21 protein-coding genes are annotated in these 24,260 nt (G+C 72.0%); 8 read left to right on the forward strand and 13 right to left on the reverse strand.

The window, feature by feature from the left end:
* Window positions 1-688 precede the first annotated feature (688 nt).
* From lnt to fxsA, 3 genes are all read left to right on the forward strand, one after another.
* Window positions 689-2,350 carry an apolipoprotein N-acyltransferase gene (gene lnt, locus Q3Y56_RS29810; RefSeq protein WP_304465861.1) on the forward strand — a complete coding sequence of 554 codons (1,662 nt, stop codon included), beginning with the start codon at window positions 689-691 and terminating at the stop codon, window positions 2,348-2,350.
* 111 nt (window positions 2,351-2,461) lie between these two features.
* A complete protein-coding gene (locus Q3Y56_RS29815) occupies window positions 2,462-3,313 on the forward strand; it encodes a polyprenol monophosphomannose synthase (protein ID WP_304465862.1) in 852 nt (283 codons plus the stop codon).
* An 82-nt stretch (window positions 3,314-3,395) separates the two neighbouring features.
* Window positions 3,396-4,028 carry an FxsA family membrane protein gene (fxsA, locus tag Q3Y56_RS29820; protein ID WP_304464872.1) on the forward strand — a complete coding sequence of 211 codons (633 nt, stop codon included), beginning with the start codon at window positions 3,396-3,398 and terminating at the stop codon, window positions 4,026-4,028.
* Window positions 4,029-4,177: 149 nt separating this feature from the next.
* Here the strand turns inward: fxsA and Q3Y56_RS29825 are convergent, their stop codons facing one another.
* Together Q3Y56_RS29825 and Q3Y56_RS29830 are read right to left on the reverse strand one after the other, a co-directional pair.
* Window positions 4,178-4,552: an RNA polymerase-binding protein RbpA gene (locus Q3Y56_RS29825; protein ID WP_135337109.1), complete on the reverse strand. Its 375-nt coding sequence runs from the start codon at window positions 4,550-4,552 to the stop codon at window positions 4,178-4,180.
* Window positions 4,553-4,808: 256 nt separating this feature from the next.
* Window positions 4,809-5,411, reverse strand: a complete 603-nt coding sequence (locus tag Q3Y56_RS29830; RefSeq protein ID WP_304465863.1) for a YitT family protein — start codon at window positions 5,409-5,411, stop codon at window positions 4,809-4,811.
* A gap of 215 nt (window positions 5,412-5,626) precedes the next feature.
* Here Q3Y56_RS29830 and Q3Y56_RS29835 point away from each other — a divergent pair, with 215 nt between their 5' ends.
* Window positions 5,627-7,138: a PLP-dependent aminotransferase family protein gene (locus Q3Y56_RS29835; protein WP_304464873.1), complete on the forward strand. Its 1,512-nt coding sequence runs from the start codon at window positions 5,627-5,629 to the stop codon at window positions 7,136-7,138.
* Window positions 7,139-7,236: 98 nt separating this feature from the next.
* Here Q3Y56_RS29835 and Q3Y56_RS29840 read toward each other — a convergent pair whose 3' ends face one another.
* A complete protein-coding gene (locus Q3Y56_RS29840) occupies window positions 7,237-8,817 on the reverse strand; it encodes a hypothetical protein (RefSeq protein ID WP_304464874.1) in 1,581 nt (526 codons plus the stop codon).
* 1 nt (window position 8,818) lies between these two features.
* Window positions 8,819-9,013: a hypothetical protein gene (locus Q3Y56_RS29845; protein WP_304464875.1), complete on the reverse strand. Its 195-nt coding sequence runs from the start codon at window positions 9,011-9,013 to the stop codon at window positions 8,819-8,821.
* A 215-nt stretch (window positions 9,014-9,228) separates the two neighbouring features.
* On the opposite strand from Q3Y56_RS29845, the gene Q3Y56_RS29850 reads away from it, so the two are divergent.
* Together Q3Y56_RS29850 and Q3Y56_RS29855 are read left to right on the forward strand one after the other, a co-directional pair.
* On the forward strand, window positions 9,229-9,645 hold the full coding sequence (locus Q3Y56_RS29850; RefSeq protein ID WP_304464876.1) for an ankyrin repeat domain-containing protein: 417 nt from the start codon (window positions 9,229-9,231) through the stop codon (window positions 9,643-9,645).
* Window positions 9,646-9,736: 91 nt separating this feature from the next.
* Window positions 9,737-10,159, forward strand: coding sequence for a YjbQ family protein (locus tag Q3Y56_RS29855; protein ID WP_304464877.1), 423 nt, complete (start codon window positions 9,737-9,739; stop codon window positions 10,157-10,159).
* 119 nt (window positions 10,160-10,278) lie between these two features.
* Here the strand turns inward: Q3Y56_RS29855 and Q3Y56_RS29860 are convergent, their stop codons facing one another.
* From Q3Y56_RS29860 to Q3Y56_RS29885, 6 genes are all read right to left on the reverse strand, one after another.
* A complete protein-coding gene (locus Q3Y56_RS29860; protein WP_304464878.1) occupies window positions 10,279-10,806 on the reverse strand; it encodes a hypothetical protein in 528 nt (175 codons plus the stop codon).
* A 314-nt stretch (window positions 10,807-11,120) separates the two neighbouring features.
* Window positions 11,121-11,648: a hypothetical protein gene (locus Q3Y56_RS29865; RefSeq protein WP_304464879.1), complete on the reverse strand. Its 528-nt coding sequence runs from the start codon at window positions 11,646-11,648 to the stop codon at window positions 11,121-11,123.
* Window positions 11,645-12,838, reverse strand: a complete 1,194-nt coding sequence (locus Q3Y56_RS29870; protein ID WP_304464880.1) for a hypothetical protein — start codon at window positions 12,836-12,838, stop codon at window positions 11,645-11,647. The genes Q3Y56_RS29865 and Q3Y56_RS29870 overlap by 4 nt, the downstream gene beginning before the upstream one ends.
* Window positions 12,839-12,854: 16 nt before the next feature.
* Complete coding sequence (locus Q3Y56_RS29875) at window positions 12,855-15,863, reverse strand: DEAD/DEAH box helicase (protein ID WP_304464881.1); 3,009 nt, start codon at window positions 15,861-15,863, stop codon at window positions 12,855-12,857.
* 12 nt (window positions 15,864-15,875) lie between these two features.
* Window positions 15,876-17,591: a hypothetical protein gene (locus tag Q3Y56_RS29880; protein WP_304464882.1), complete on the reverse strand. Its 1,716-nt coding sequence runs from the start codon at window positions 17,589-17,591 to the stop codon at window positions 15,876-15,878.
* An 88-nt stretch (window positions 17,592-17,679) separates the two neighbouring features.
* Window positions 17,680-18,603: a LysR family transcriptional regulator gene (locus Q3Y56_RS29885; protein ID WP_304464883.1), complete on the reverse strand. Its 924-nt coding sequence runs from the start codon at window positions 18,601-18,603 to the stop codon at window positions 17,680-17,682.
* 136 nt (window positions 18,604-18,739) lie between these two features.
* On the opposite strand from Q3Y56_RS29885, the gene Q3Y56_RS29890 reads away from it, so the two are divergent.
* Window positions 18,740-18,964 carry a hypothetical protein gene (locus Q3Y56_RS29890; protein WP_304464884.1) on the forward strand — a complete coding sequence of 75 codons (225 nt, stop codon included), beginning with the start codon at window positions 18,740-18,742 and terminating at the stop codon, window positions 18,962-18,964.
* Window positions 18,965-19,082: 118 nt separating this feature from the next.
* Entirely contained in the window at window positions 19,083-19,250 is a 168-nt protein-coding gene (locus tag Q3Y56_RS29895; protein ID WP_304464885.1) for a hypothetical protein, read from the forward strand.
* Window positions 19,251-19,291: 41 nt separating this feature from the next.
* Here Q3Y56_RS29895 and Q3Y56_RS29900 read toward each other — a convergent pair whose 3' ends face one another.
* The 3 genes from Q3Y56_RS29900 to pgsB form a co-directional block, all read right to left on the reverse strand.
* Window positions 19,292-22,339 carry a glycosyltransferase family 39 protein gene (locus Q3Y56_RS29900; RefSeq protein WP_304464886.1) on the reverse strand — a complete coding sequence of 1,016 codons (3,048 nt, stop codon included), beginning with the start codon at window positions 22,337-22,339 and terminating at the stop codon, window positions 19,292-19,294.
* A gap of 61 nt (window positions 22,340-22,400) precedes the next feature.
* Window positions 22,401-22,883 carry a poly-gamma-glutamate biosynthesis protein PgsC/CapC gene (locus Q3Y56_RS29905; RefSeq protein WP_304464887.1) on the reverse strand — a complete coding sequence of 161 codons (483 nt, stop codon included), beginning with the start codon at window positions 22,881-22,883 and terminating at the stop codon, window positions 22,401-22,403.
* On the reverse strand, window positions 22,880-24,253 hold the full coding sequence (gene pgsB, locus Q3Y56_RS29910) for a poly-gamma-glutamate synthase PgsB (RefSeq protein WP_304464888.1): 1,374 nt from the start codon (window positions 24,251-24,253) through the stop codon (window positions 22,880-22,882). Before pgsB ends, Q3Y56_RS29905 begins: the two co-directional genes overlap by 4 nt.
* Window positions 24,254-24,260: the final 7 nt, after the last annotated feature.

Raw genomic sequence — 24,260 nt, forward strand, 5'->3', positions numbered from 1 at the left:
CAGGTGCGACCCGGGAGGGGCCCGGACGCTCAGTAGACAACGGCTCTCGGTCGACCCGCAGCCAGCGGGTCCCAGGTCGGCCCGAAGGGCGCCGGGCGCCTCCGCGCGCTGCGCGCCAGAGGCGCACTTGGCCCGGAATCCCGCACCCGGCGCCGTTCCGTGTGCGCCGCGGTTCCTCTCCTCTCCGCCCCTTCTCCGCCCCTGTGACTGCCGTCTGCTCCGGGGTGCAGTCTCGGCCCGCGGTCGCGGGCGTCTACGGGGGCCGCCGCTGGCGCAAGCGCCGCGGTGGAGGCCGGGAACCCGCTTCGCCGCCCATCCGTTGCCCACCTCGGGGCCACGTCCCGCGCCGCGCGTTGTACGGTCACCTCACCAGCTCACGACCTGCAGGAAGGCCGCGCCCGTGCACTCGGGACCCGAGACCACCGCCGATGCCGCCAGTGGCGGCACGGCCGCCGACCGGCCGGAGGAGCCGCCCGCGGCGGCCTCCGAGGCGGCCCACGGCGCCGCCGTAGCGCCCGAGCGACCGCGGACCGAGCCCGTCTCGTCCGGGACGGGGCAGACGGAGGCGGGGCGGCCCGAGCGCCCGGCGGCTGATCGGCCCGAGGCCGCCCGGCCCGGTGCCGCCGCGACCGCCGACGCCGACGCTGTGCCACCCGCCGGTGCCGCCGCGGCCGCCGACGCCGATGCCGTGCCACCTGCCGGGGGCTCCGCGGACGTCGCGCCCGTTGCCGTCCCGCCGCCCGCCCGGGGCAGGACGCGGCGGCAGCGGCTCGCCGGGTGGGCGCGGCGCGAGTGGCGGCGCAGCGCGCTCGCCGCGGCCGCCGGGCTCGCGCTCGGCCTCGCCTTCCCGCCGTACGGCGTGTGGCCGCTGTCGCTGGCCGCCGTCGCCGCGCTGAGCCTGCTCACCCGCGGCCGTACGGCGCGACAGGGCGCCTGGACCGGTTACGCCTTCGGGCTGCCGTTCTTCGTCCTCCTCCTCAAGTGGCTGCACGTCGTCGGCTGGGACGCCGTGGTGGGCCTGTCCCTCATCGAGGCGCTGTTCTTCCTGCCGCTGGGCGCCGCGCTCGCGCTCACCTCCCGGCTGCCCCTGTGGCCCCTGTGGGCCGCCTGCCTGTGGGTGGCGGAGGAGTGCCTCCGCGACCGGGCGCCGTTCGGCGGCTTCCCCTGGGGGCGGCTGGCGTTCGCCAACACCGGATCGCCCTACACCCCGCTCGCCGCGCTCGGCGGCGCTCCGCTGGTCACCTTCGCCGTCGCCCTCACCGGCGCGCTGCTGGCGGCCGTGGGGCTCGCGGCGTGGCGGGCGCGGGCGGGCGCGGGCGCGGCGGCGGGGGAGCCGAGAGCCCGGGGGAGCGCCCGGGTGGCGCTGGGCGCGGCCGGGGCGCTGGGCCTGGCCGCGGCCGTGACCGCCGCCGGGTACGCGGTGCCGGTGCCCACGGACGCCGACGACACCGTCGACATCGCCATCGTCCAGGGCAACGTGCAAAAGCCGGGCATGGACTTCCTGGGCCGTCCGATGAGGATCCTCAACAACCACGTCGAGCCGACGCTGCGGCTGGCCGAGGACGTCGAGGAGGGCCGCATCAAGCGCCCCGACCTCGTCATCTGGCCGGAGAACGCCTCCGACCTGGACCCGTTCAAGTACCGGCAGGTGTACGCCCGGATCGACGAGGCGGTCAAGGCGATCGGCGTCCCGGTCCTGGTCGGTGCCCTCATCGACCACCCCACCAAGAAGGGCTACGTCGAGAACCAGGGCATCGTGTGGGACCCGAAGACCGGCCCCGGCGCCTCGTACACCAAGCAGCACCCGGTGCCGTTCGGCGAGTACGTGCCCTTCCGCGAGGCGCTCAGCAAGGTGATCAGCAGGCTGGACCGGGTGCCGCGCGACTTCTACCCCGGCGACCACACCGGCGTGCTCCAGCTCGGCCCGGCCCGGCTCGGCGATGTGATCTGCTTCGAGGTCGCCTACGACGGGATCGTCCGGGACACCGTCAAGGCCGGGGCCCGAGCGCTGGTCATCCAGACCAACAACGCCACCTACGGCCGCACGGGCCAGCCCGAGCAGCAACTGGTGATGTCCCGGCTGCGGGCCATCGAACACGGGCGCGCCGTGGTGACCGCGGCCCCCAGCGGCATCAGCGCGGTCGTCGCGCCGGACGGCACCGTCGAGCAGCGGACCAAGGAATTCACCCAGGATGTCCTGACCGCGCAGATCCCGTTGCGCGATGACCTCACGGTGGCGGACCGAGTCGGTGCCACGCCCGAGTGGGTCCTCGCTATGGTGGGCGTTCTGTCCTGCGCGGCCGCGATCATGTTGGGCCGTCGAGGACGTACGGACGAGAAGGGGCAGTAATCCGTGAGCGACGCACGCGAGGCCGACGAGCCGCGCCGCAGCACGAAGCAGGAACAGCCAGAGGCGGCGAGCGAAAGCGGTCAGCGGACGTTCGGTCCGCTCGGCACGACCTTGGTGATCATCCCGACCTATAACGAGGCGGAGAACATCAAGCCGATCGTCGAGCGGGTCCGGGCCGCCGTGCCCGAGGCGCACGTCCTGGTGGCCGACGACAACAGCCCGGACGGCACCGGCAAGATCGCCGACGAGCTCGCGGCCGAGGACGACCATGTCCAGGTCCTGCACCGCAAGGGCAAGGAGGGCCTCGGCGCCGCCTATCTCGCCGGGTTCCGCTGGGGCATCGACAACGGCTACGGCGTCCTGGTGGAGATGGACGCCGACGGCTCGCACCAGCCCGAGGAACTGCCCCGGCTGCTGACCGCGCTCAAGGGCGCGGACCTGGTGCTCGGCTCCCGCTGGGTGCCCGGCGGCCGGGTGGTGAACTGGCCCAAGTACCGCGAGTTCCTCTCCCGCGGCGGCAGCACGTACTCCCGGCTGCTCCTCGACGTCCCGATCCGGGACGTCACGGGCGGTTTCCGGGCCTTCCGCAAGGAGACCCTGGAAGGGCTCGGCATGGACGCCGTCGCGTCGCAGGGCTACTGCTTCCAGGTCGACCTGGCCTGGCGCGCGTTGAAGGCGGGCTTCCATGTGGTCGAGGTGCCCATCACCTTCGTCGAGCGCGAGCGCGGCGACAGCAAGATGAGCAAGGACATCGTCGCCGAGGCGCTGTGGCGGGTCACGTCCTGGGGCGTGGGCTCCCGCGTGAACCGGGTGCTGGGCCGGAAGCCGGACGAGCCGTCCAAGGACCAGTCGTCCAAGGACCAGGTGTCCAAGGAGCAGTCGTCCAAGAGCCAGCCGTCCAAGGACCAGGTGTCCGAGGACCAGCCGTCCAAGGACGAGCCTTCCAAGGATCAGCCCTCCTAGGGTCGGTCGGCCCTCCAGAGGCGGCGCGGTATCCGCCCGCCCTGGGGCGCGGTCCGGGCAGGGGTCCAGGCACACTGGGGGCATGACGACCGGCGTACCGCATCACTTCGACCCTTCTTCTCCGGGCTCCGCCGGAGGAGGGGACTCCCGGCGCCCCAGGCGCTCCCGTGCCCGGACCCTCGTACCGCTGGGCATCGCGGCGTGGCTGGTGCTGGAGATCTGGCTGCTGACGGTGGTGGCCGACGCGGCGGGCGGGCTGACGGTCTTCCTGCTGCTGGTCGGCGGCCTGGTGCTGGGCTCGATCGTGATCAAGCGGGCCGGGCGGCGGGCCTGGCAGTCGCTGGCCGGATCGCTCCAGCAGCCCGGTGCGGTCCGCCCCGAGGAGGCCGGACGCGCGGCGCCCGGCACCGGCAACTCCTTCGTCATGCTCGGCGGGCTGCTGCTCATGCTGCCGGGCCTGGTCTCCGACGCCCTCGCGCTGCTGTGCCTGTTCCCGCCGACGCGGGCGCTGCTGCGGCGCTGGGCGGAGCGGGCGCTGGAGCGCCGGATGCGGACGGTGGTGCCCGGCTCGGTCCAGGACGCCTTCGAACAGGCCCGTATGCGGCAGCCCGAAGGGAAGGTCGTCCAGGGCGAGGTCATCAGGGACGACGACCCGGCGCGTGGCGAGGGCGGACCGCGCGATGGCGGCCGCCAGGACCCTCCGCTGACCCGCTGACCCGCTGACCCGCTGACCCGCTGACCCGCTGACCCGCTGACGGGTCAAGCCGTCGGCGCTCTGCCCCTCCGGCACAGGCGCACCAAGACACGCAAGGGCCGGGGCCGCTGCTCGGCAGCGGCCCCGGCCCTTGGTCGTTCCCTCCGCCGTCAGGCGGACTTACGGGTGTCCCGCGGATGCACGGCGATGTTCATGGCGCCGGAGCGCAGGACGGCCAGCCGCTCGGCCAGCACCTCCTCCAGCTCCTCGCGGGTGCGCCGCTCCATGAGCATGTCCCAATGCGTACGCGCGGGCTTGCCCTTCTTCTCCTCGGGGCCATCGCCATCCACAAGGAGTGCCGTGGCGCCGCAGGCCTTGCACTCCCACTCCGGCGGGATCTCCGCCTCTACTGAGAACGGCATCTCGAATCGATGGCCGTTCGGGCATGCGTACTCCACCGCCTGGCGCGGGGCCAGATCGATGCCGCGGTCGGTCTCGTAGCTGGTCACCACGAGTCGCGTGCCGCGAAGAGCTCGCTCACTCATGCTTCGTGCCTCCCGGGCTTGTCGCCCACAGGACAGGTGTCGCTGTCGTCGTCATCCGGTCAACGTCCGGTCGGCGGTGAAGATTCCCGTACTGGGACATGCGTCGCCCGTCGTGCCGCCCCGTTGTTCTACCCACAGGCGCCCGGTTTGTCACATCTGGCAGCAGATGTCACCCAGCGTTTTCGGTACTTTAGCGCGCAGTAACGGTCCGCCTGGTAGGCCAAGGGCGTACACTACCGCTCCGCGCCCGTAACCTCTAAATCCGGTCCGGAGCGGGGTCCTCGGCGCGGTCCTCCGAGGCGGTCCCGCGGGCCACGACCGGGGAGTGCGCGCCCTCCGGATCCGGAATGGCGAAGATCCGCAGGAAGAACTGCGACAGCGGCCCGATGGCCAGCGCGTACGCCACCGTCCCGACGCCGATTGGCCCGCCGAGCAGGAAGCCCGTCGCCAGCACGGTGACCTCGATGCCCGTCCTCATCAGCCGGATCGAGCGGCCGGTGCGCTTGTGCAGCCCCGTCATCAGCCCGTCGCGCGGGCCCGGCCCGAAGCGCGCGGAGATGTACAGGCCCGTCGCCACCCCGTTGAGGACGATCGCCGCGACCAGCAGCGGAATCCGGACCGCCAGGGAATCCGGCTCCGGCAGCAGCCACAGCCCCCCGTCCACGGCCAGGCCGATCACGAAGACGTTGGACACGGTGCCGAGCCCCGGCCGCTGCCGCAGCGGAATCCACAGCAGCAGCACCGCCGCGCCGACGACGATCACCACCGTGCCGAACGACAGCGGAGTGCGCTCGGCGACCCCCTGGTGGAAGACGTCCCACGGGTCGAGCCCGAGGGTGGCCCGCAACTGCATCGCCATGCTCGCCCCGTACAGGACGAGCCCCGCGTACAGCTGGACGAGACGACGGGTGAGGTGCGACCCCCCGGGTGTGGACAACTGCGGCTCCTGGGTTCGAGGAAGGAAACAGGGCTCGAAAAAGGGGGCGACTGGTGACAGTGGCCCACGGCATGTCACCCTGGACCAAGAGACCAGTCCAGTTCCATGGCCAATTCCGGGAAGGTGGACCGCAAGAGATGAGTCCGTGGACCTCGGCGGTCGGCGCACCGCAGCTCGCCCGCCTCCTCCAGTCGCAGCACACGCGGGAGGCCACCGCCCTCGCCGGCGGGCGGCGCCTGCCCGCCTACCGCGCGCTCGCCGACGGCGTGCGGCTGCTCGTCCTCGAAGGCCGCGTCCCGGTCGCGGCCAGGCTCCCCGCCGAACGGGAGCTGGCCGCCGCGCTCAAGGTCAGCCGCACCACCGTCGCCACCGCCTACGAAACCCTGCGCGGCGAGGGCTTCCTCGAATCGCGGCGCGGCGCGGGCAGCTGGACCGCCGTCCCCGCCGGGCGGCCGTTGCCCGGCCGGGGCCTGGACCCGCTGCCGCCCGAGGCCGCCGGTTCGGTGATCGACCTGGGCTGCGCGGCGCTGCCCGCCCCCGAGCCCTGGCTGACCCGCGCGGTCTCCGGCGCCCTGGAGGAACTGCCGCCGTACGCGCACACCCACGGCGACTACCCCGCCGGACTCCCCGCCCTGCGCCAGGCCATCGCCGACCGCTACACCGCGCGCGGCGTGCCCACCATGCCCGAGCAGATCATGGTCACCACCGGCGGCATGGGGGCCGTCGCCGCCACCTGCGGACTCTTCGTGCGCCCCGGTGAGCGTGTCGCCGTCGAGTCCCCTTCGTACGCCAACGTGCTCCAGCTCATGCGCGAGGCCGGGGTCCGGCTGGTGCCGGTCGCCATGGCGGACCGGCTCGCCGGCTGGGACCTGCCCGCCTGGCGGCAGGTCCTGCGGGACGCCGCGCCCCGCATGGCCTATGTGATCGCCGACTTCCACAACCCGACCGGCGCGCTCGCCGACGACGGGCAGCGGCGGGAACTGGTGGACGCCGCCCGCTCGGCCGGCACCGTCCTCATCGCCGACGAGACCATGTCCGAGCTGCGCCTGGACGGGACCGACGATGCTGCCGCGCCCCGCCCCGTCAGCGCCTTCGACCCGTCGGGCAGCACGGTCGTCACCGTCGGCTCCGCGAGCAAGTCCTTCTGGGCCGGGCTGCGGATCGGCTGGGTGCGCGCCGCGCCGGACGTCATCCGCAGCCTGGTCGCCGCCCGTGCGTACGTGGACCTGGGCACCCCCGTCCTCGAACAGCTCGCCGTCACCTGGCTGCTGACCACCGGCGGCTGGGACGAGGCCGTCGCGCTGCGGCGCGACCAGGCGCGGGAGAACCGCGACGCGGTGGTGGCCGCGGTCCGCCGCCATCTGCCCGACTGGGAGTTCACCGTCCCGCGCGGCGGGCTCACCCTGTGGACCCGCACCGGCGGGCTCTCCGGCTCGCGGATCGCCGAAGCGGGCGAACGGCTCGGGGTGCGGGTGCCTTCCGGCCCCCGGTTCGGCGTGGACGGCGCGTTCGAGGGCTTCGTGCGCCTGCCGTTCACGGTCAGCGGCGCGGTCGCCGAGCAGGCCGCCACCCGGCTGGCGGCAGCGGCCCAGCTCGTCGCCACGGGCGCCGCGGCGGAGTCCGACCTGCCCCGGACGTACGTGGCCTGAGCCGCCGAGGGGCGCGGCGCCGCCCAGGACGTCATGGCCGATCCGCCGCCCGCACCCCCCCCGCCCTGGACCCGCCGGGCCGTGCCCAAGACCGCCGGTTACGGCGTTCCCACCGGCCCCGGCTTCGTCAGCAGCCCCGGCACCGGCCCCGGCGCCTCCGGTGCGGCGGCCGTCGGCCCCGGTGGCTGCGGCAGCAGCCCCAGCACCGCCTGCCGCTGCTGCTCGCCGGTGGCGCTGTCGTACGGATCCGGGGTGGCCGGGACCTGGAGCCGGTGCACCGGGCCCGCGCCCAGCCGGGCGTACCCGCGGCCCGGCGGCATGTCGTGGACCGGCGTGGTGTGCGGCGGCTCGCCCAGCACGGCGGTGACGTACTCGTACGGCGCCGGACCGAGCACCACGCGCGCCCGGGCGAGGGACCAGACGGGCTCGCCGAGCGCCTCCGCGCTGTCGCAGTGGTCGGCCACCACCACGGTGACGTTCGCCGCCCGGCCGTACCGCAGCGGCACCTGGAGGAGCTCCACCGGGTCCCGCCGCCCGCCTCCCGAGGCGCCGCCCCCGGCCGCCGCGAGCTGGCCGAGCACCGAGGGCCGGTCCAGGACGAGCCACAGCGGCCGGTCGACGTCCTCCGGCAGTGGACGGCCGTGCTGCCGGGACCGGTTGGCGGCGATGAGTCGCCGCTCGGTCTCGTGGGCGGCCCACTCCAGCATCGCGAGCGTCCCGGCCAGGTCGCACTCCACGGCCAGCACTCCGGGCCGCCCGGTCAGGAACGCGTAGTCGCCCGTGCCGCCGCCGTCCACCACCGTGACGTCGCCGTGCTGCAGCACCTGGAGCACGATGGACCGCAGCAGCGTCGTCACGCCGCTGCCGGGCTGACCGAGCGCCAGCAGATGCGGCTCGGCGGAGCGCGGGCCGGTGCGCCACACCACCGGTGACGCGTCGCGCGTCGCGCCGCCGTCGACGACGACCGGCAGCGTACGGGCCACGTCGCCGGGGTCGGTGAACCCCAGGACCGTCTCGCCCTGCGCGGTGACGAAGCGCTGCGCCGCGACGCCCGTGGACAGCGGGGGCAGCACGGTCACGTGGAGTCGGTTCCCCTCCTCGTCCCAGTCGAAGAGGTACTCCCGGCCGCGCCCCGACTTCGCGTACAGCAACTGCTCGACGCGGCGGCGGGCTTCCGGCTCGCCATCGGTGAAGTACGCGGGGTAGCGCAGCCGCAGCCTGATCAGCCGGCCGCCCTCGTCGAACGCGTGGTCCTCGAAGGCGGACGTCCACACCCCGCCGTACCGGTACAGCGGATCGCAGTCCTGCGGCACCGAGAAGTAGGGCACCAGCGCGTCGTAGAGCGTCTGGAGCCGCTCCGTTCCGGCGGTGCCCGGGGCGGCGGCGCCGACCGCCGCGCCCCGCCCGGCCCAGGCGGCCGCGCCCATCAGTCCGAGCAGCGCCAGCAGCGGCCCGTACGGGATCAGCGGGATGACGGCGAGACAGGCGGCCGCGAGGAACACCACGGGGCCGCGCCGGTCCTTCGGCGTACGGAGCCAGCCGCGCCGCGCCCGGGCCGCCAGCTCGCGCAGCCCGCGCAGGAGGATCAGCAGCGGTTGCAGGACATCGGCGGAGCCGTCGGTGACGGCGCGGGGGAGCCGGGCGAGTCGAGGGAGCCGGGGGAGCGGTGGCCGTGGCACGTCAGATCTTGATTCCACCCAGCAGGTTGGCGAGGCTCGCCCCGCCCGCCTTGATGCTCGGGGCGATGGCGGTGCTGGCGAGATAGAAGCCGAAGAGGGCGCAGACGAGCATGTGGGTCGGCTTCAGTCCGTCCTTGCGGAAGAACAGGAAGACGACCACGCCCAGCAGGACGACTCCGGAGATGGACAGAACCATGACGTTCTCCTGGCGAGTGGGACGGTCACTGTTGGTGGTGTCTCGATCACAGCATGTATCCAATGGGTGAAAGGTGCAAATGGAGGAGGATGTTGATTTATCCGGTGAGTCGTGCGCGTTCGGGAGCGCAGCGCGGTGCGTCCCCCCGCATGCGCGTGCGCCCGGCTGCCGGAACGCGCCGCCCCGCGTCGGCTGACTGTCCGTAGGGTGGAGGCATGAGCGAACCGACCCCCGAGTCCACCGAGCCCGCGCACGACCCCGAGGTGCTCCAGCTCGCTTCCAAGGTCTTCGACCTCGCCCGGCACGGAGACACCGACACGCTCGCCGCCTACGTGGACGCGGGCGTGCCCGTCAACCTCACCAACGACAAGGGCGATTCACTGGTCATGCTCGCGGCCTACCACGGCCACGTGGCCGCCGTGGCGGCGCTGCTGGAGCGCGGCGCCGACCCGAACCGGACCAACGACCGGGGGCAGACGCCGCTGGCCGGGGCCGCGTTCAAGGGTGAGGCGGAGGTGCTGCGGCTGCTGCTCGCGCACGGCGCGGACCCGGCGGCCGGGAGCCCCTCGGCGATCGACACGGCGCGGATGTTCGACCGCCAGGACATGCTGGAGCTGTTCGGGGCGCAGTGAGGGGGCGAGCGCCCGGCCCGCCCGGTGCGCCGCGCCCACGCCAACGGCGCCGCAGCGACGCGTTCGCCGAGGGCCGTACGAGGATGGGGACATGACCGAGAACTTCCGTACCCACGTCCTTGAGATCACCACCGGCCGCGAGGAGGCCGTGGTCGATCTGACCGCCGACTGCGAGGCGTTCCTGCGCGAGTGGGCGGGAGGCCGGGACGGGCTGCTCAACGTCTTCGTCCCGCACGCCACCGCCGGTGTGGCGGTTCTGGAGACGGGGGCCGGCAGCGACGCCGACCTGCTGGCCGCGCTCCGCGACCTGCTGCCCGCCGACGACCGCTGGCGCCACCGGCACGGCAGCCCCGGCCACGGCCGCGACCACGTCCTGCCGGCGATCGTCCCGCCGCACGCGACCCTGCCGGTCATCGGCGGCAGGCTGGCGCTCGGCACGTGGCAGTCGGTCTGCCTGGTCGACACGAATGTCGACAATCCCCACCGTCAGGTCAGGCTCTCGTTCCTAGGGTGAGCCCTTATACGCCGAAGCTGTAGAGGTGATCTTCGGCCAGACCAACGAGGCTTCTACGGTCGGCTGTCCACGGCATAGGACTGCCGGCCTTGGATCATCAGCGGGGCCATCGCCGCATCTCACCGGGTATGGAAGGCACCGCGGTCGATGAGGCCCTGGATGTAGGGCGGCCAGTCCCGCTCCAGGCTCTGGGCGATGCCGTCGTGCACGTCGCGCCGCAGCTGCGGGCCGACGTGCTCGACGTCGCCGTTCGGGTAGTGCAGTCGCAGGCCCTCGCGGCTGGCATCGCACAGGATGGCGTGGGCCTTCTGCGTGAGCGTGAGGTACAGCTGAGGGACAGGCGCGTTCAGCAGTTCGTCGAGGACCGCGTCATGGTCGATGCCGAGGTCCGCCCAGGTCGTACCCTGCTTGTCGAGCCACAGGGTGATGTCGGAGAAGAAGACGACCTTCCCGGGCCCCTCGTTCGCATCGCCGGCCAGGGCGGCGGCGACATCGAGCGCGGTGCCGGCGCCTTGACTTACGAGAGAGCGGGGAATCATCGTCGGCGCGATGACGGTTGCGCACTCCCCCCAGCCGTCGCGGGTCTGGGTTGGCCAGGGCAGACCCAGTACGAGCCATCCGGCCGGTGACAGCAGTGTGGTGTTCACCGCGCTTCTTCCCCCTTGATGCTGTGATCACTGTCCTCTGATCATTTCGCGTCAACCTCCCGGCGAACAAGACGGTCCTCAGCCACCGCCAAAGGTCCTCGCTGACCCATTCAGACGTGCTCGGCGACCTGTCACTGCTGCCCGTTCTCCGCCGTACCTACGGGTGCGTCGCCGGGTGTGTCAGCGGGCCGGCTGCTGTAGGTCCTACGCCGTCGTACTCGACGCTCACTGCCACGGCGCTTGCGTCCGTCTCCGGCCCGGGTGCGGCGGATGCGCTCCATGACGGCGATGAGCTACCCGAAAGCCGGCACCGGTCAGCGTTCGAGATCGGCGTAGCGCACGACCTGGATGGCGAGACCGATGACCATGGCAGCCTCTGCCACCGAGACCAGGAGCAGCGCCCACTGCATCGGCCCGAGCAGCCAGTAGACGGTGAGGGCCGCGAGCGGGGCCGCGCAGAAGGTCAGCAGATCCACGGCGAGCTGGAACCGCTTGCGGGAGTGGCGGCGCGCGTCGCGGCGGTGCGCGGATTCCCAACCGAAGACCTCGGTCCGTTCCGGTGTGAGTTCCTTGAGACGGGGGGCCAGTTCGTCCCGTACGTACCGGCCGACGGCCGAGATCTTCTCGTCGTTGACCAGATAGGTCCAGCCGAGGGTGACCGACAGCGGGGGCAGCAGGAGCAGCATGTCGAGATGGCCGCCCCCTGCCAGCGTCGAGCCGATCACCGCTGCCATGACCCCGAGGGTGGCGTAGATGAGGTTGTCCCGAAAGCCGATACGGGCTCGCTGCTCCTGCTTGATCTGCTCGTACTCGGCGAGCAGGAGTTGGCCGGTGTCGATCACTTTGGTTCATTCTCCAGTCGGGCCAGTTGGGCCTCCAGGCCGCTGCGGCCGGTTCTCGCGGCGCCGCCGCGAAGGCGGGACAGGTCGGGGACCTCCAGGCGCAGTTGGCGGGCCAGGCGGGCGACGGCTTCCTCCGCCTCCTGCCGGGTGACCTGCCGTCGAGAGCCGAGGCGTTGGTCCAGGCGGTCCAGCAGAGCGCGCTTCCGCGGGGTTTCCGCCGGGCACCACACGCGGAAGAAGCGGCTGCCCGCCATGCGGTAGGTGCCGATGCGGGATACCGGGATTCCGTTCTCACCGAAGGCGGTGGCGGGCAGCGAGACCGACCAGGTGCCGTCGTCGTCCTGTTCCGGGGCGACTGAGTCGAGGTCCTGTTCGCGGAGCCAGTTCCGGGCGGCCCGCATGACGCGCTCGTCCGCATCCTCGCCCTGCTCCTCGTTGTCGAGGGCGTTGATCAGCTCTGGAGTACGGGCGCACAGCTCGCTCAGCTCCGGGTCGTGTGCGGCCCCCGCCCCGGCCTGGCCGTAGACCAGGAGTCCCCCCTGGCCGCGCACCAGATAGACCGGCAGGAAGACGAGCTTCTCGTCCAGGCTCTCCAGCGCGTCCAACGCGACGGGCAGATTGAACCGGGCCCGGTCCTTGCGGTCTTTGAGACGGTCCAGGGCTGAGCGGTCGAATCCGGATGTCACGTGGATCGGGGTGAAGCGCGGGTAGCGGTCGCTCCGCGTCGCCCTGGCCAGTTCGTCGCCGGACAGCAGGGTCACGACGTCCTCGTCGTAGTGGACCCGCGTCAGCGGGGTACAGCTCAGGGCCTCGAAGTGCAGCTTGCGGCGGTCCTGACGCGTGACCACATAGCGGATGTCGTCGTCCACGGAGCGCTGTCCCAGTGACGTCAGGGACAGACGGTCCCCGGACTCCCGCAGGTGGCCGATCGCGGTCAGGAAGCGCACGGCCTGCGCGACCAGGGCACGGTCCAGGGCGAAGAACGCGGCGAGTTCGTCGACGGTGTGCAAGGCTCCGTGGCGCAGCCCGCGCTCCAGGAAGCGGTCGATGAGGAAGAAGTCCTCGCCCTCGGTGATGTCGGCGCGGATCTCCACCTGCCAGACGGGCAGCAGCAGGGCGTAGAGCCGGGTGGGCACGATGCCCTGGCCGAAGGCGGCATCCTCCAGGACCCGCTCCTCGGGGAAGGGCATCAGGCGGGGGCGGTCGTCACACTCGGCCTCCTTCCGGGGCCAGGCCGGCGGCTTCGTCCAGGCCCGGGGCGGCTTCGTCGAGCGCCGCCATGACGTCCTGGTAGTCCCGTAGGTCGCCGCGGTCGAGCAGATGCCGGTGCAGGTCGTCGGCGAAAGCGCGGAAGTCGGGGTCGTCCGCGCGGAGCAGGGTGCTCAGGTCGCCCGTCAGCACCAGTTGGCTCTTGGCGCGAGTGAAGGCGACGTTGGCGCGGCGCAGCTCTTTCAGGAAGCCGATACGGCCATCGGGGTTGCTGCGCGTGAAACCGTAGAGGACGACGTCGCTCTCCCCGCCCTGGTAGGAGTCGACGCTGCCGACCGAGGCGTCCGCGAGCTGGGAATCACCGATCAAGGTGGTGAGGTGGCGGACGACCTCCAGGCGCTGCGCGAGGTAGGGGACGATCACCACCCACTCGGAACCCCGCCCGTGGTAGAAGGCGGCGAGGCGGGCCAGGAGGCGCGCTTCACAGGTGTTGGAGGAGCCCTTGCGGCCGCGGCCCTCGGCGCGGTGTCCGCCCGACTCGCGACGTACACGGTCGGGCAGCGCGGCGGTGTCGACGAAGGCCATCGGGCTTGAGAACAAGGGGTCGGTGTGCCGGTGTTCCTTCTCGGTGAGCAGCTCCCCCTGGTAGAAGGCGGCCGAAATGAAGTCGGCGATCTCGGCGGGCATCCGGCGCTGCCGGGTCAGCTGGACGATGTGGGAGGAAGGCAGTCCGGCGCGCAGCTGCTCCAAGGCGCTCTGTGACGTCAGTCGGAGGAGTTCGGGGTCGCCGATGTCCTGGGCCCAGTCGGCCACCGCGGAGTCGAGGAAGGGCGGCAGTTGCCGGTCATCGCCGACCAGGACACCGCGGCGGACCCGGGTCAGCGGCACCAGCGCGTCCGGGACGCCGATCTGGCCGGCCTCGTCGACGATCCCCAGGTCGAAGTCGACTCCGGCCAGTTCGGGGCGGGACGCGGCCCCGATACAGGTGGCGCCGACCACCTGGGCGTAGCGGACGAGTTCGGGCACCAGTTGGCCCGGGTCCTGGCCGATCGCGGCCTGCCACTGCCGGGTGAGTTCCTGACGCTGGGAGAGGAGCGGCAGCGACGCCTCCAGCTGTCGGTGCAGGGTGTGCAGGTCGGCTGCCGCATCGGCCGGATCCGGCAGCCGAGCGGGCGCGGATATGCCCGGCATGACCGGGCCGAGCGCCCGGACGGCCATGTCGGCGGCCTCGTAGGCGGAGTGGACGCTCTCGCCGCGCCGACGCTCTGCCGCCTCACAGGCGGCCAGGGCCGAGCTGACGGCGGGGTCCTCGCGCGCCGCGCGCTCCGCCTCGGCGCGCTCCGCTTCGGCCTGCCGGCGCAGCTCGGGTCCCAGGGCGTCGAGCCGCTGAATCTCGTGCCGTACCGTGGTGAGCTCCTCCTCCCCGCGGCGGGCCCTGGAGCGGTGCAGCCGACCGGTCAACAGGGCATGGGAACGCTGCTGCGCGGACTCCACCTTCGCCTGGAGCCGCGAAGCCCGCTCGGCGAGGCTCAGCCGGGCCGACTCCCTTTCGCTCTCCTCGCGTTGGAGTGAGGCAAGCCGCTCCCGGGCCGGTGCGGTGGACGCCCGGACGGCGTCCTGCAGACGCAGCGACGCGGCCTTCTCCTTCTGGATCAGGTCGCCGACCTGGTGGAGGCGGGCGGCGAGCTCCGCCGTCCACGGCGCGGCCGCTTCCGCCTCCTGGTATGCCTGTGTGCGTTGGGTCATGGCGCGTCGGATTCCCTCGGACAGGTTCTCCGACTGCTCCTCCAGGAGGAGTGGCCTCACATCGGCGTGGACCTTGCTCTCGTCCCCGACCCGGATCACTACGAGCTCCCGGGGCAGCCGGGCCAGTACGTTGTCCACGGCGCGGTTGGTGTGCGAGGTGACGAGGACCCGGCCGCCGCCGGAGGCGGTCGTGATCGCGGTGGTGTGGGCGATCTCGGTGATGGTCCGGGTCTTGCCGGTACCGGGCGGGCCGAGCACCACCAGCAGGTCCTCGGTGGTCAACGCCTTGCGGAAGGCGTCGAGTTGTTCGGGGTCGAGCTCCTCGTGCGGCGTCGCGGTCGTGGCCGGGACGGTGCGCACGCGGTGCTCGACCACTGCCGGGAGCAGGCCCGGATTCCTGGTGTCCCGCGCGCGGAGGCTCGCCACGGCCTGCCGCTGCTTGTTGAAGACCACGTTGCTCGGAATCAGTTCCAGTGCTCCGCGAGCCGGCAGCCTTTCCCATGACACGGGCTGGTCGAAACGGACGGTGACGGACCTTCCCGCGGTCCGGCTCACCTTGCCACGGGTCTCCGTATCGCCCTGGATGCGGAGGAAGGTGCCGACTGCTGGCAACTCCGGCCCGATGAGCTGGAATTCGTACACCGATTGCGGAGCGCTGCTGCGCCTGCCGCCGGTGGTCGTCAGGCGCTGATACAGGAAGGGGGCGGCCTCGCGCTCTTCCCGTGTGGTGATCTCCTCGGTCGCGTCGATCAGCCGGTCCACCGTGTCGAGGAACTCCGACTGGGCTTCGCTGACGGAGGAGGTTTCCTCCTGCTGCTGTGCAGGCGTTTGGCTGAGACGTTGCCAGGCCTCTTCAAGTACCCGCCACTGGGCGTCCGAGCCCTCGGGCACCGCCCTCAGTTCGAAAACCATCCGCCAGGCGGGCGGGCGCACCAGGAGACAGGACCGGGCAAGGCGCGCGTGGTCGGCGAGGCGCAGCGGATCGATGTGCTTGACGAAGTAGCCGGTACCTCGGTTCGTGGCCTCCAGGCGCAGCCGGTACGTACGCGTGTGCACCAGCAAGGACGGCTTGTACTTGCCGTTGCTCGGGCTGACGCTCACGGCGGCGCCGCCCTCGAGCTGGTTCAGATCGTGGATGATCCGTGAGACGTCGGGCGGTAACCCGGCGCTGGACTCGGCCTTCGTGCGGAGCTGTTCGTCCAGCGTGTGTCCCGGGACGAGCACCAGCGGAGCGCGCAGGGCGACGGTGGCGACGGACATCGGCGGCGCTCCTCAGCGCTGGGGCGGCGGGACGGACGACAGCTCGCGGACAGCGGCGAGCAGGGCGAGGCGGAGCGTACGTACGCCTGGGCGCGCGCCCGGGTCCTGCCGCAGCGCACCGGCGACCGCGTGGACGAGGCTGTCCGGCACGGAGGCCGAGCCGCGGTAGGGAGGCAGCCCGGGGGCGGGGGTCCTGCCGGTCAGGGCTCGGTAAAGCAGCGCGCCAAGCTGGTAGACGTCGGTGGCGGGTCCGGGGCGGATACCGGAGCCGTACCGCTGCTCGGGTGCCTGATAGGGCCCGGGGTTCTCGCCAAGGCGGGGTGGCACGGCGGCGAGGCCCAAGTCGCGCAGCACCATGTGCGGCCGGTTCATGACGACCGCGGTCGGCCGGAGCGCCCGGTGTGATAACCCCTCGCTGTGCAGCCCATCGAGGACTTCGGCCACTTCGGTGAACCCCTTCACGATCGACCACAGCCGCAGCGGGTCCGTCGGCGCGGGCTGCTCGGGCAGCAGTTCGTGCAGGGTCTCCAGGGGCCGGCCGAACCTCGCGTCGGCCGGCCAGGCCAGGGCCAGGGTGGCGGTGTTCCCACGACGGGCCAGTTGTACGACGTCGGGGCCGCGGAAGGCGCGACACAGCCCCGCCTCCTGTTCGAGCGCGGCCAGGGGGTCGAAGCGGCCCGGACTGGGCGGCCGCGCCCACTCGACCTGGCGCAGCCACGCGTAGGAGCCGCGGGAGTCCCGGTCGGACACCACCCGTGCCACGGCCTGACGCCGTATCACGTCGCCGTCCCTCCACTCGTGGAGGAGGTCCTCGGGACCTTCGTACAGCAGGTACTCCCGTTCCCCGACCTCGACGACGGGCCGGGTGTCCCAGGCCGCGGGGCCGGATCCGCGGTCGGGTCCGGACACCACGACGACAGCGGGCCGCTGAGGCCGCTCTTGGGCCGGTCGCCCGGCGGGGCGCAGGTCGCGCAGCACCCGCAGCGCGAAGGCGGCGGCGTGCCGTGACGCCGTCTCCTGGGAGCCCGCGGCGTCCGACGCGGCCTTGCCGGGGTCGGCGAAGTCGCTGATACCGCGGACGGACAGCATCCGCACCCCCCGGTGCATGGCGGCCGCGTGTGCAACGCCCTGGCTCTCCATGTCGACGGCCGCGGCGTCGTTGTAGTGGCTGCGGATCCGGCGGACCGTCTCGGAGTCCCGGGAGCCGATCAGGACATCGCCCGAGGCGATCGGTTCGAAGTGCACCCGGGGCGGCGCGGTGGGCTGCGGCGCCGCGGTGGGGGTGAGGAAGGCCCACGGCTTGTTACGGCGGGCGGAGCGCACCAACTGGTCCATGTCGTACGACGGTCGCCAGGCCTCGGGCCGAGCGTTGAACCTGTCCGAGCTCTCCCGGCCGCCTTGATAGTCGTAGATCTTCCTGGCGACCACGACGTCCCCGAGGCGGAGATCGTCCTTGAGCGCACCGGCGACGCCGACGAAGAACACCGCCTCGGCATCGAAGTACTCGATCGTGGGCTGCGTGACGAGCGCGGCACGGGTGTTGGTGGGGCCCGTCTCGGCCAGTGCCACCTCCCAGTTGAGGCCGGGTATTCGGCCGACGTCGAGGAGGGTGCCCTGCGGCAGCTCGACTTCGCGGACGTCCTCCAGGTGCCGGCGGACCGCCTCGTACTCCACCTGTAGGGCGGTGAGCACGACCACGGTGGGCCGCCGACTTCGCGCTCCCCCCAACGGAACCCCTTCACCTTCACGGGATCTGCGACTCGACCCCACGACTCCCGCCGGCGAATCCGCTCGGCACCTGAAGTGGAGTGGAGGATCACTCTAGCCCGTATGTCCCGGAGCCCATTCGGTAGCCCGTTGCCTCCGACGACGCGACGGACCTGAGTGCCTCCAAGAGTCGTTTGAGCGCCGGGGTAAGGGGCCCGGCCTGGACTGCGAGCGATGTGGTGAGGGCAAGACCGGTCAGGGGACGGAGTGCTGTTCGGGGTGCCGGCGGCAGCCCTGAGACCTCGTAGAAGACCGTCCAGGAGGGGGCGTCGGTACCGATGTCGATCAGGGTCTGCCGAAGGCTGGTGAACGGCGGTCCTGGCGGGGGCTCGGTGCCGGCCCTCCGGCAGGCATCGAGGACCAGGTCGTGGAAGGGAGGGTTCCCGTCGCGTGCGGCGAGACGCAGCGGCAGGTCGGCGAGGTGTTCCAGCCGTAGCAGGGGTTCGTCCGCCAGCGCGTGGTCGGCGGGCAGCGCGACGTACAGAGGGTCGCTCCACACCGGGATCAGCCTCAGCCCCGGCGCCGCGGTCACGGCGCGCACCAGCGCGGCGTCCAGCTCGCCCGACCGCACGGCTGCCAGCCGGTCGGTCGGCGGAGCCTGCTCGAGCCGGACACGCAGCCGTGGAGCGCCCGCGGCGAGCTCGACAAGGGCGCGGTAGAGCCGGTCCCCGGGGCCGTGGATGGCTCCCAGCCGCAGGCCGCCGTCGGTACCGGCCGCGATGTCGGCCGCCACCTGACGGGTACGGTCCGCCGCGGCGAGCACGGTCCGCGCCTCGACCAGCAGACGCTCACCGGCGGCCGACAGACGCACGTGCCGGGTCGACCGGTTGAACAGCGGCAACCCGAGCTCGCGCTCAAGCCTGCGGATCTGCTGGCTCACAGCCGACTGCACGATGGTCAACCGCTCGGCGGCCCGCCCGAATCCGCCCTCCTCGGCCACGGCGACGAAGTACCGCAACTGTCGTAGCTCCATGTGTTCTCCGGTCCGTCACCGTTGATTGATCACCGTTGCTGATTTCTGTCTGCCACAACTGCTTGTGGTTCCGCCGCTGTTCCCTCGGTCGAATGGGGGGACATCGAGCGGAATCAGATCGCCCTAAGGAGCGGAGATGTCGGTGGCCGGTCGTCGCATGGAGGAAGCCGTGGTCATTCCCGGGGAGGTTGTGGAGGTGGTGGAGCTGTCCCCAGGTAGTGCGTTCCAGCTGCTGGTCGACGCCAGTGGCACCGACGGCGCATTGGGGGCGAACCGACTCACGCTCGGCACCGGTGCCGACGGGGCCAGGCCGCATTACCACTCACGGTCATCGGAGATGTTCTACGTACTCGACGGGTGATGGAGTTCCTCCTCGGGAGCGGATTACCACGGTTGCCGCGGGCGGTCTGGTCGTCATCCCGCCGAACCTCCCCCACGCGTTCGGCGCGGCCGCCGAATCCACGGCTGACCTGCTTGTGGTGGCGACTCCCGGTGTCGAGCGGTTCGGATACTTCCGGCAACTCGGCCGCATCGCCCGGGGCCAGCTGTCCGGGACGAGCCTCCTGCCCGAGCAGGACCGTTACGACGTCCACTTCGTCGACGGCACGCCGTGGGACGCGGTACGCGGGCGCCGTACACCGAGGTAGGACGAACCGCTCCAGACCGACCGCGCTGAGCAAAGCGTCGACTACGTCTCGAGGAGGTCATGCGCCTTCAGCGCAGTCGTAGAGGGTGTGGCTTCCGCCCGGGGGCCGACCGTAGGCGCTGGGGGGATGCGGGTGCAGTTCTTCTTCACCCAGGCCGATGCCGGTGTGGTCGGGCGGCGCGTGGTGAGCAGGGCGTAGCGCAGTTGGTGGGTGGAGACCAGGTCGCTGAGCCGTCGTGCGGTCGGATAGGGGGTCAGGCCGGTGAAGCCGCCCATGACCAGGATGGGTTGGGAAGTGGCGCGCAGCAGGGGCTCGGCGCCGTAGGCGGCCTGGGTGGCGAGCAGGTACTTCTCCCCGGAACGGTGCGCGGAGAGGTAGTTCAGCAGTGCGGTGTCCCGGGCGGACGGTTTACTCAAGGGGAATCGTGGGACCTTGACCGGGTGGTGGTGCCTGGCGTCATAGCCGGGTCCGACCGGTCCTGCCAGTGGCTCCATCGCTGAGCCGGGGTACCGCGGGTGCAGGCAGGAGGCGGCCCAGACGGCCGGGGCGAGCAGGACGGCCGTCAGGGACGCTGCCAGGGCGCCGTGCACCGTCCGTCGTGCGGTGTCCGGCCCGCTGGTCCACAGGCCGACGGTCCCGCACAGGCCCAGCATCAGCACCACCGGTAGCAGCCAGGGCGCGAATCCGCTGTGCGGGCCGTCGATGGCGGCTGCCCACAGTGCGGTGAGGGCGACCGCGACGGGCAACGCCCGCCGACGTCGGCCGCCGGCGCGGTACTCGGCCCAGAAGAGGGCAACTCCGCTACCCGTCAGCGCGGCGAGGGCCGGGGCCAGTACGGTCGTGTAGTAGCCGTGGTTGCCGTTGGAGTTGCTGAAGACCACGATGTGTACCACCAGCCAGCCGCCCCAGAGCAGGAGCCCTGCCCGCGGCCCGTCGGTGCGCGGTTGTCCGGCGCGCCACCACACGCCCAGCGCCAGGGCCAGCACGGCGAGCGGCAGGAGCCAGGCGATCTGCGGGCCCACGGTGTGGTTGACCACCATGCTCCACCCCGTGTTGCCGGTGGAGCGGCTGGCGGCCGTGCCGGCGACGGCGCCCAGCGCGTGCGGGTCGTCGCCGAAGCGGCTCAGCCCGTTGTAGCCGAAGACCAGGGTGAAGGGGTTGTTGTCGGTGGTCCCGTCGATGTAGGGGCGGTGCGCGGCGGGGGAGGCCCATACCAGCAGCAGCCAGGAGCAGGAGACGACGAGTGCGGTGATCCCGGCGAGGAGCAGCCGCCGGGCCCGGTCCAGCCGGGAGCCGGGCGCTGCCCAGAGGTACACCGCGGCGAAGACCGGCAGAACGAGCCACGCTTGGAGCATCTTGGCCTGGAAGGCCAGCCCCACCCATGCCCCGCAGCCGAGCAGCGGCAGCAGCCTCCCGGTGGCGACGGCCTTCTGCAGCGACCCCGCCGCGAGGACCAGCAGCAGGACGAGCAGGGTGTCGGGGATGTTGTGCCGGTTGAGCGCGACGGTGACCGGAGTGAGGGTGAGTACCAGCGCGGCGAGCAGCCCTGCGAAGGGGCCGGCCCAGGCGCGGACGATCCGGTGCAGCACCCAGACGGCGAGGACGCCCTCCAGCACCTGCGGCAGTACCACCGCCCAGGTGTACGGTCCGAATAGCCTGACGGAAAGGGCCTGCGGCCACAGCGCACCGGGGATCTTGTCCACGGTGATCGAGCCGCTCGGGTCGAGCCCGCCGAAGACGAAGGCGTTCCAGTCCGCCGCCATCGACCGCACGGCGGCGCTGTAGTACGGGTGCACCGGGGTACGGCCGATGCCCCAGGCGTAGAGCACCGCGGCAGCCGCCAGGATCAGCAGCAGGGCGTATGCCTCCCGGCTGATGGTGGTCCGTCGACGGCGCTTGGCGTGGCCGCCGCGTCTGGTGCGGTGCGTGCGGTGGTGGCGGTCGGTGGGGTCCCGGGTGAGGGTGGCGGCGTCCATGGCGGGGCTCCTTTGGCTGCGGGCTGGTGGCGTCGGCTTCACAGGCGGCGGGCCATGCGAAACCCCTGGGCGTAGAAGCCATGGCCGTCGAGCGTGGCGCGGCCGGCCAGGTCGCCCATGGTGGGCCCGTTGGCCCGTGAGCGGCTGGAATAGAAGCGCGGATGCCCGTCGGTGTCCGGCCCCAGGTACATGCCGACGTGGTCGATGGCGCGAGGTCGGCCGATCTCGATGGCGAAGAAGACGAGGTCGCCGGGGAGTAGCCGGCTGATGTCGGCAGGTGGCCGGCCGGTGTTCGGGATCAGCAGCACGCCGGGGCCCGGTCGGCGATGGCGTAGGCCCGGCGGGCAGACCGGTCCCCGGGTTGTTGGTGGCGTGCATGGGGTAGCCCATGCGGTAGCCCCAGACCAGGCGCATGAAGCCGGAGCAGTCCACGTCCCCGTAGCGCTTCTTCTCCGGGTGCTTGCGGATGCCGTCGGGGAAGGTCCAGGGAACGCCGAGGTAGTCGTAGAAGTCGGACTTCTCATCGCGGGAATGGAACGACGTCGGCGACTGCCCTGGCAGGAGCGGCCCGAAGTGGGCCTTGCCGGCGTAGCGCAGGCCGGAGTCGGTGCGCAGATCGGGCGCCCCGTCGCCGTACTGGAAGGCCACGGCGATGACGTCCGGACTGCGGTCGGCAAGGGCCTTGGGGAACCATCCCCGGAACCAGCGGGTTCGCTCCTTGCCCCGACTCCATGCGCCGTCCATCAGCCGCACCCAGGCGTCGCCGCGCACCACCGCGCCGGTGGTGCGCGGCTCGCTCCAGGTACGGGTCGGGCCGGTCAGCAGCGCGGTGCGGGCGCCGTCGGTGAAGGTGGCCAGTACGCGGCCGTCGGCGGCGCGGACCACGGTACGGGCGGGCGCGGCGAGGCGCTCGAAGCGGTAGCCGCCGGTCGGCACCGAGACGTCACCGTCCCCCGGAACGTCACCGTCCCCCGGAACGTCACCGTCCGGTGTGCCGCTTCGGGAGTGGTGCCATGCGTATCCGCCGACCGCTCCGGCAGCGGCCAGACCGGCGGCGGACGCCAGGATCTGACGGCGGCTGGGCCTGCCGGTCGGGGTGGGGTTGGTGCCCATGGCGACCTCCTCTACGTGGTGCTCGATGTGCGGATGGACTCGACGGACGCGTGCGGCTCGCTCAGCCGACGGGCAGTGCCCCCAGCAGCAGCCCGGCGACCAGCACTACATACGTGCCGAGGGTCACCGCGGTGGTGGAGACCACGGTGGCCGCCAACGGCTGGCGGACCATCTGATAGGCGATCAGGCCGGGCACGATGAAGCCCAGGGTCTGGGTGGTGTAAAGGAGCGGGAACTCGTGCTGGAGGGCGAGCATCACCGTGGTCTGGAGCAGCACCGCGGACAGCACCACGGCGGCGAACAGCCGCTTCCCGTAGAGGATCACATGACGCTGGAGGACCTTGGTCGTGACGAGGGTGAGCACCATGACGCCGACCATCAGCGCGGCCCGGACCACATCGGTCACGATGGTCAGCGCCAGCCAGCCGGGGGTGATCATGCCGCCGGGAGAGAGGTTGGTGGTCAGATAGCAGACCAGCGAGAAGACCAGTCCGAGGGCGATCCCCAGCGCGGCGATCTGCGGAGTGATGGTGACGGGGATCACAGCGACTTCCTTGCGGTCTCGTACCAGGCGTCGGGATGGGCGGCGGAGGGGCTTGGGACAGAAGAGGGGCGTGGGACAGCGGAGGGGCGTGGGATATACGGGCCGGACGTCGGGTCGTTCAGCGCCGCCACCCAGCTGTACGGCTCCGGCTCGGGCGGGTGCGCGATCGGAAGCGGCTCATCGGCGTGGTCCGGGGGCAGCTTGCCGAGGTGCTCCAGGAGCAGTTCGCCCTGGCCGTGGATGTTGCCGACGGCCACCAGTGAGGAATGAGGGGCCAGTTCGGCGAGGATGGCGCGGGTCAGCTCGTGCGCGTCCCGCCGTTCGCCGCCCAGGTCCACCACCCGGCCCGACGACCAGCCCGGCGGGATGCCGTCGAGGGCGCTCTTGGTCGGGTGCCCGATGAGGAAGACCGTCTCCGGGGCCAGGTCGGGGACGATCGCTCCCATCTGCCCGTTGCGTTCCACCCGGTCCGGGCGGCAGTTGACGACCAGGTTCAGCGGGCGGCGGATCGCACCGAGCTCCTCCAACTGACGGACGTTCATCAACGTCGACTCGGGGTCGTTGGCGGCGAAGACGTTGGCGAAGCGCAGCCGCTTGCCTTCCGGTGTGCGGTAGCGCTCGACGGTGAGCACGCCGGGATCCGGCGGCGCGTCCCACATACCGCGCAGCGCCGTGGCCCGGTCCACCCCGAGCAGTTCGGCCACCGCCAGCGCGATGGCGACGTTCTCCTTGAACGTAAACCAACTGAACCCGCGCAGCTCCTCGTCGGTGACCGACTCCGGGTCGACCGCGATCAGGTGGCACCTGCGCTTGTCCGCCTCCTCCTTGAGGATGTGCAGTCGCTCCTGCTCGGCGGTGACGCAGACCCCGCCGACCGGCATCGACCGGGACAGCGAGCGCGCCACATCGTCCAGCGTCGGGCCCATTTCGGCGAGGTGGTCCTCACGGACGTTGCACAGCACGCCGATGGTGGAGCGGATCAGCTTCTCCTGGTTGACCTCCTGAAGTGCGGGCATCACCGCCATGCACTCGATGACCAGAGCGTCCGGCCGGTATGCCGCGGCGCGCCGGACTATGCCGATCTGCTCGACGATGTTCGCGATGCCGAACTTCCGGTACACCGGCTCCTCTGTGGCATCCGGGTGGATGAACCGGGCAGCGGTACCGGTGGTCTTGGCCACGGTGACCAGACCACCGCCGCGCAGCGCCCCCGCGCACAGGCGGGTGATCGAGCTCTTGCCCCGGATGCCGTTGACCAGCACCCGCGTGGGGATCTGCGCCAGCGCGGCGTAGTGGCGCCGCTGCTCCAGCACGCCGGCGACCAGCAGCGCGGCACAGCTCAGCAGAAGTACAACGTAAAGGAAAAGCACGTCAGTC

Origin of the sequence: Streptomyces sp. XD-27, from assembly GCF_030553055.1 — a bacterium.
GTDB lineage: Bacteria > Actinomycetota > Actinomycetes > Streptomycetales > Streptomycetaceae > Streptomyces.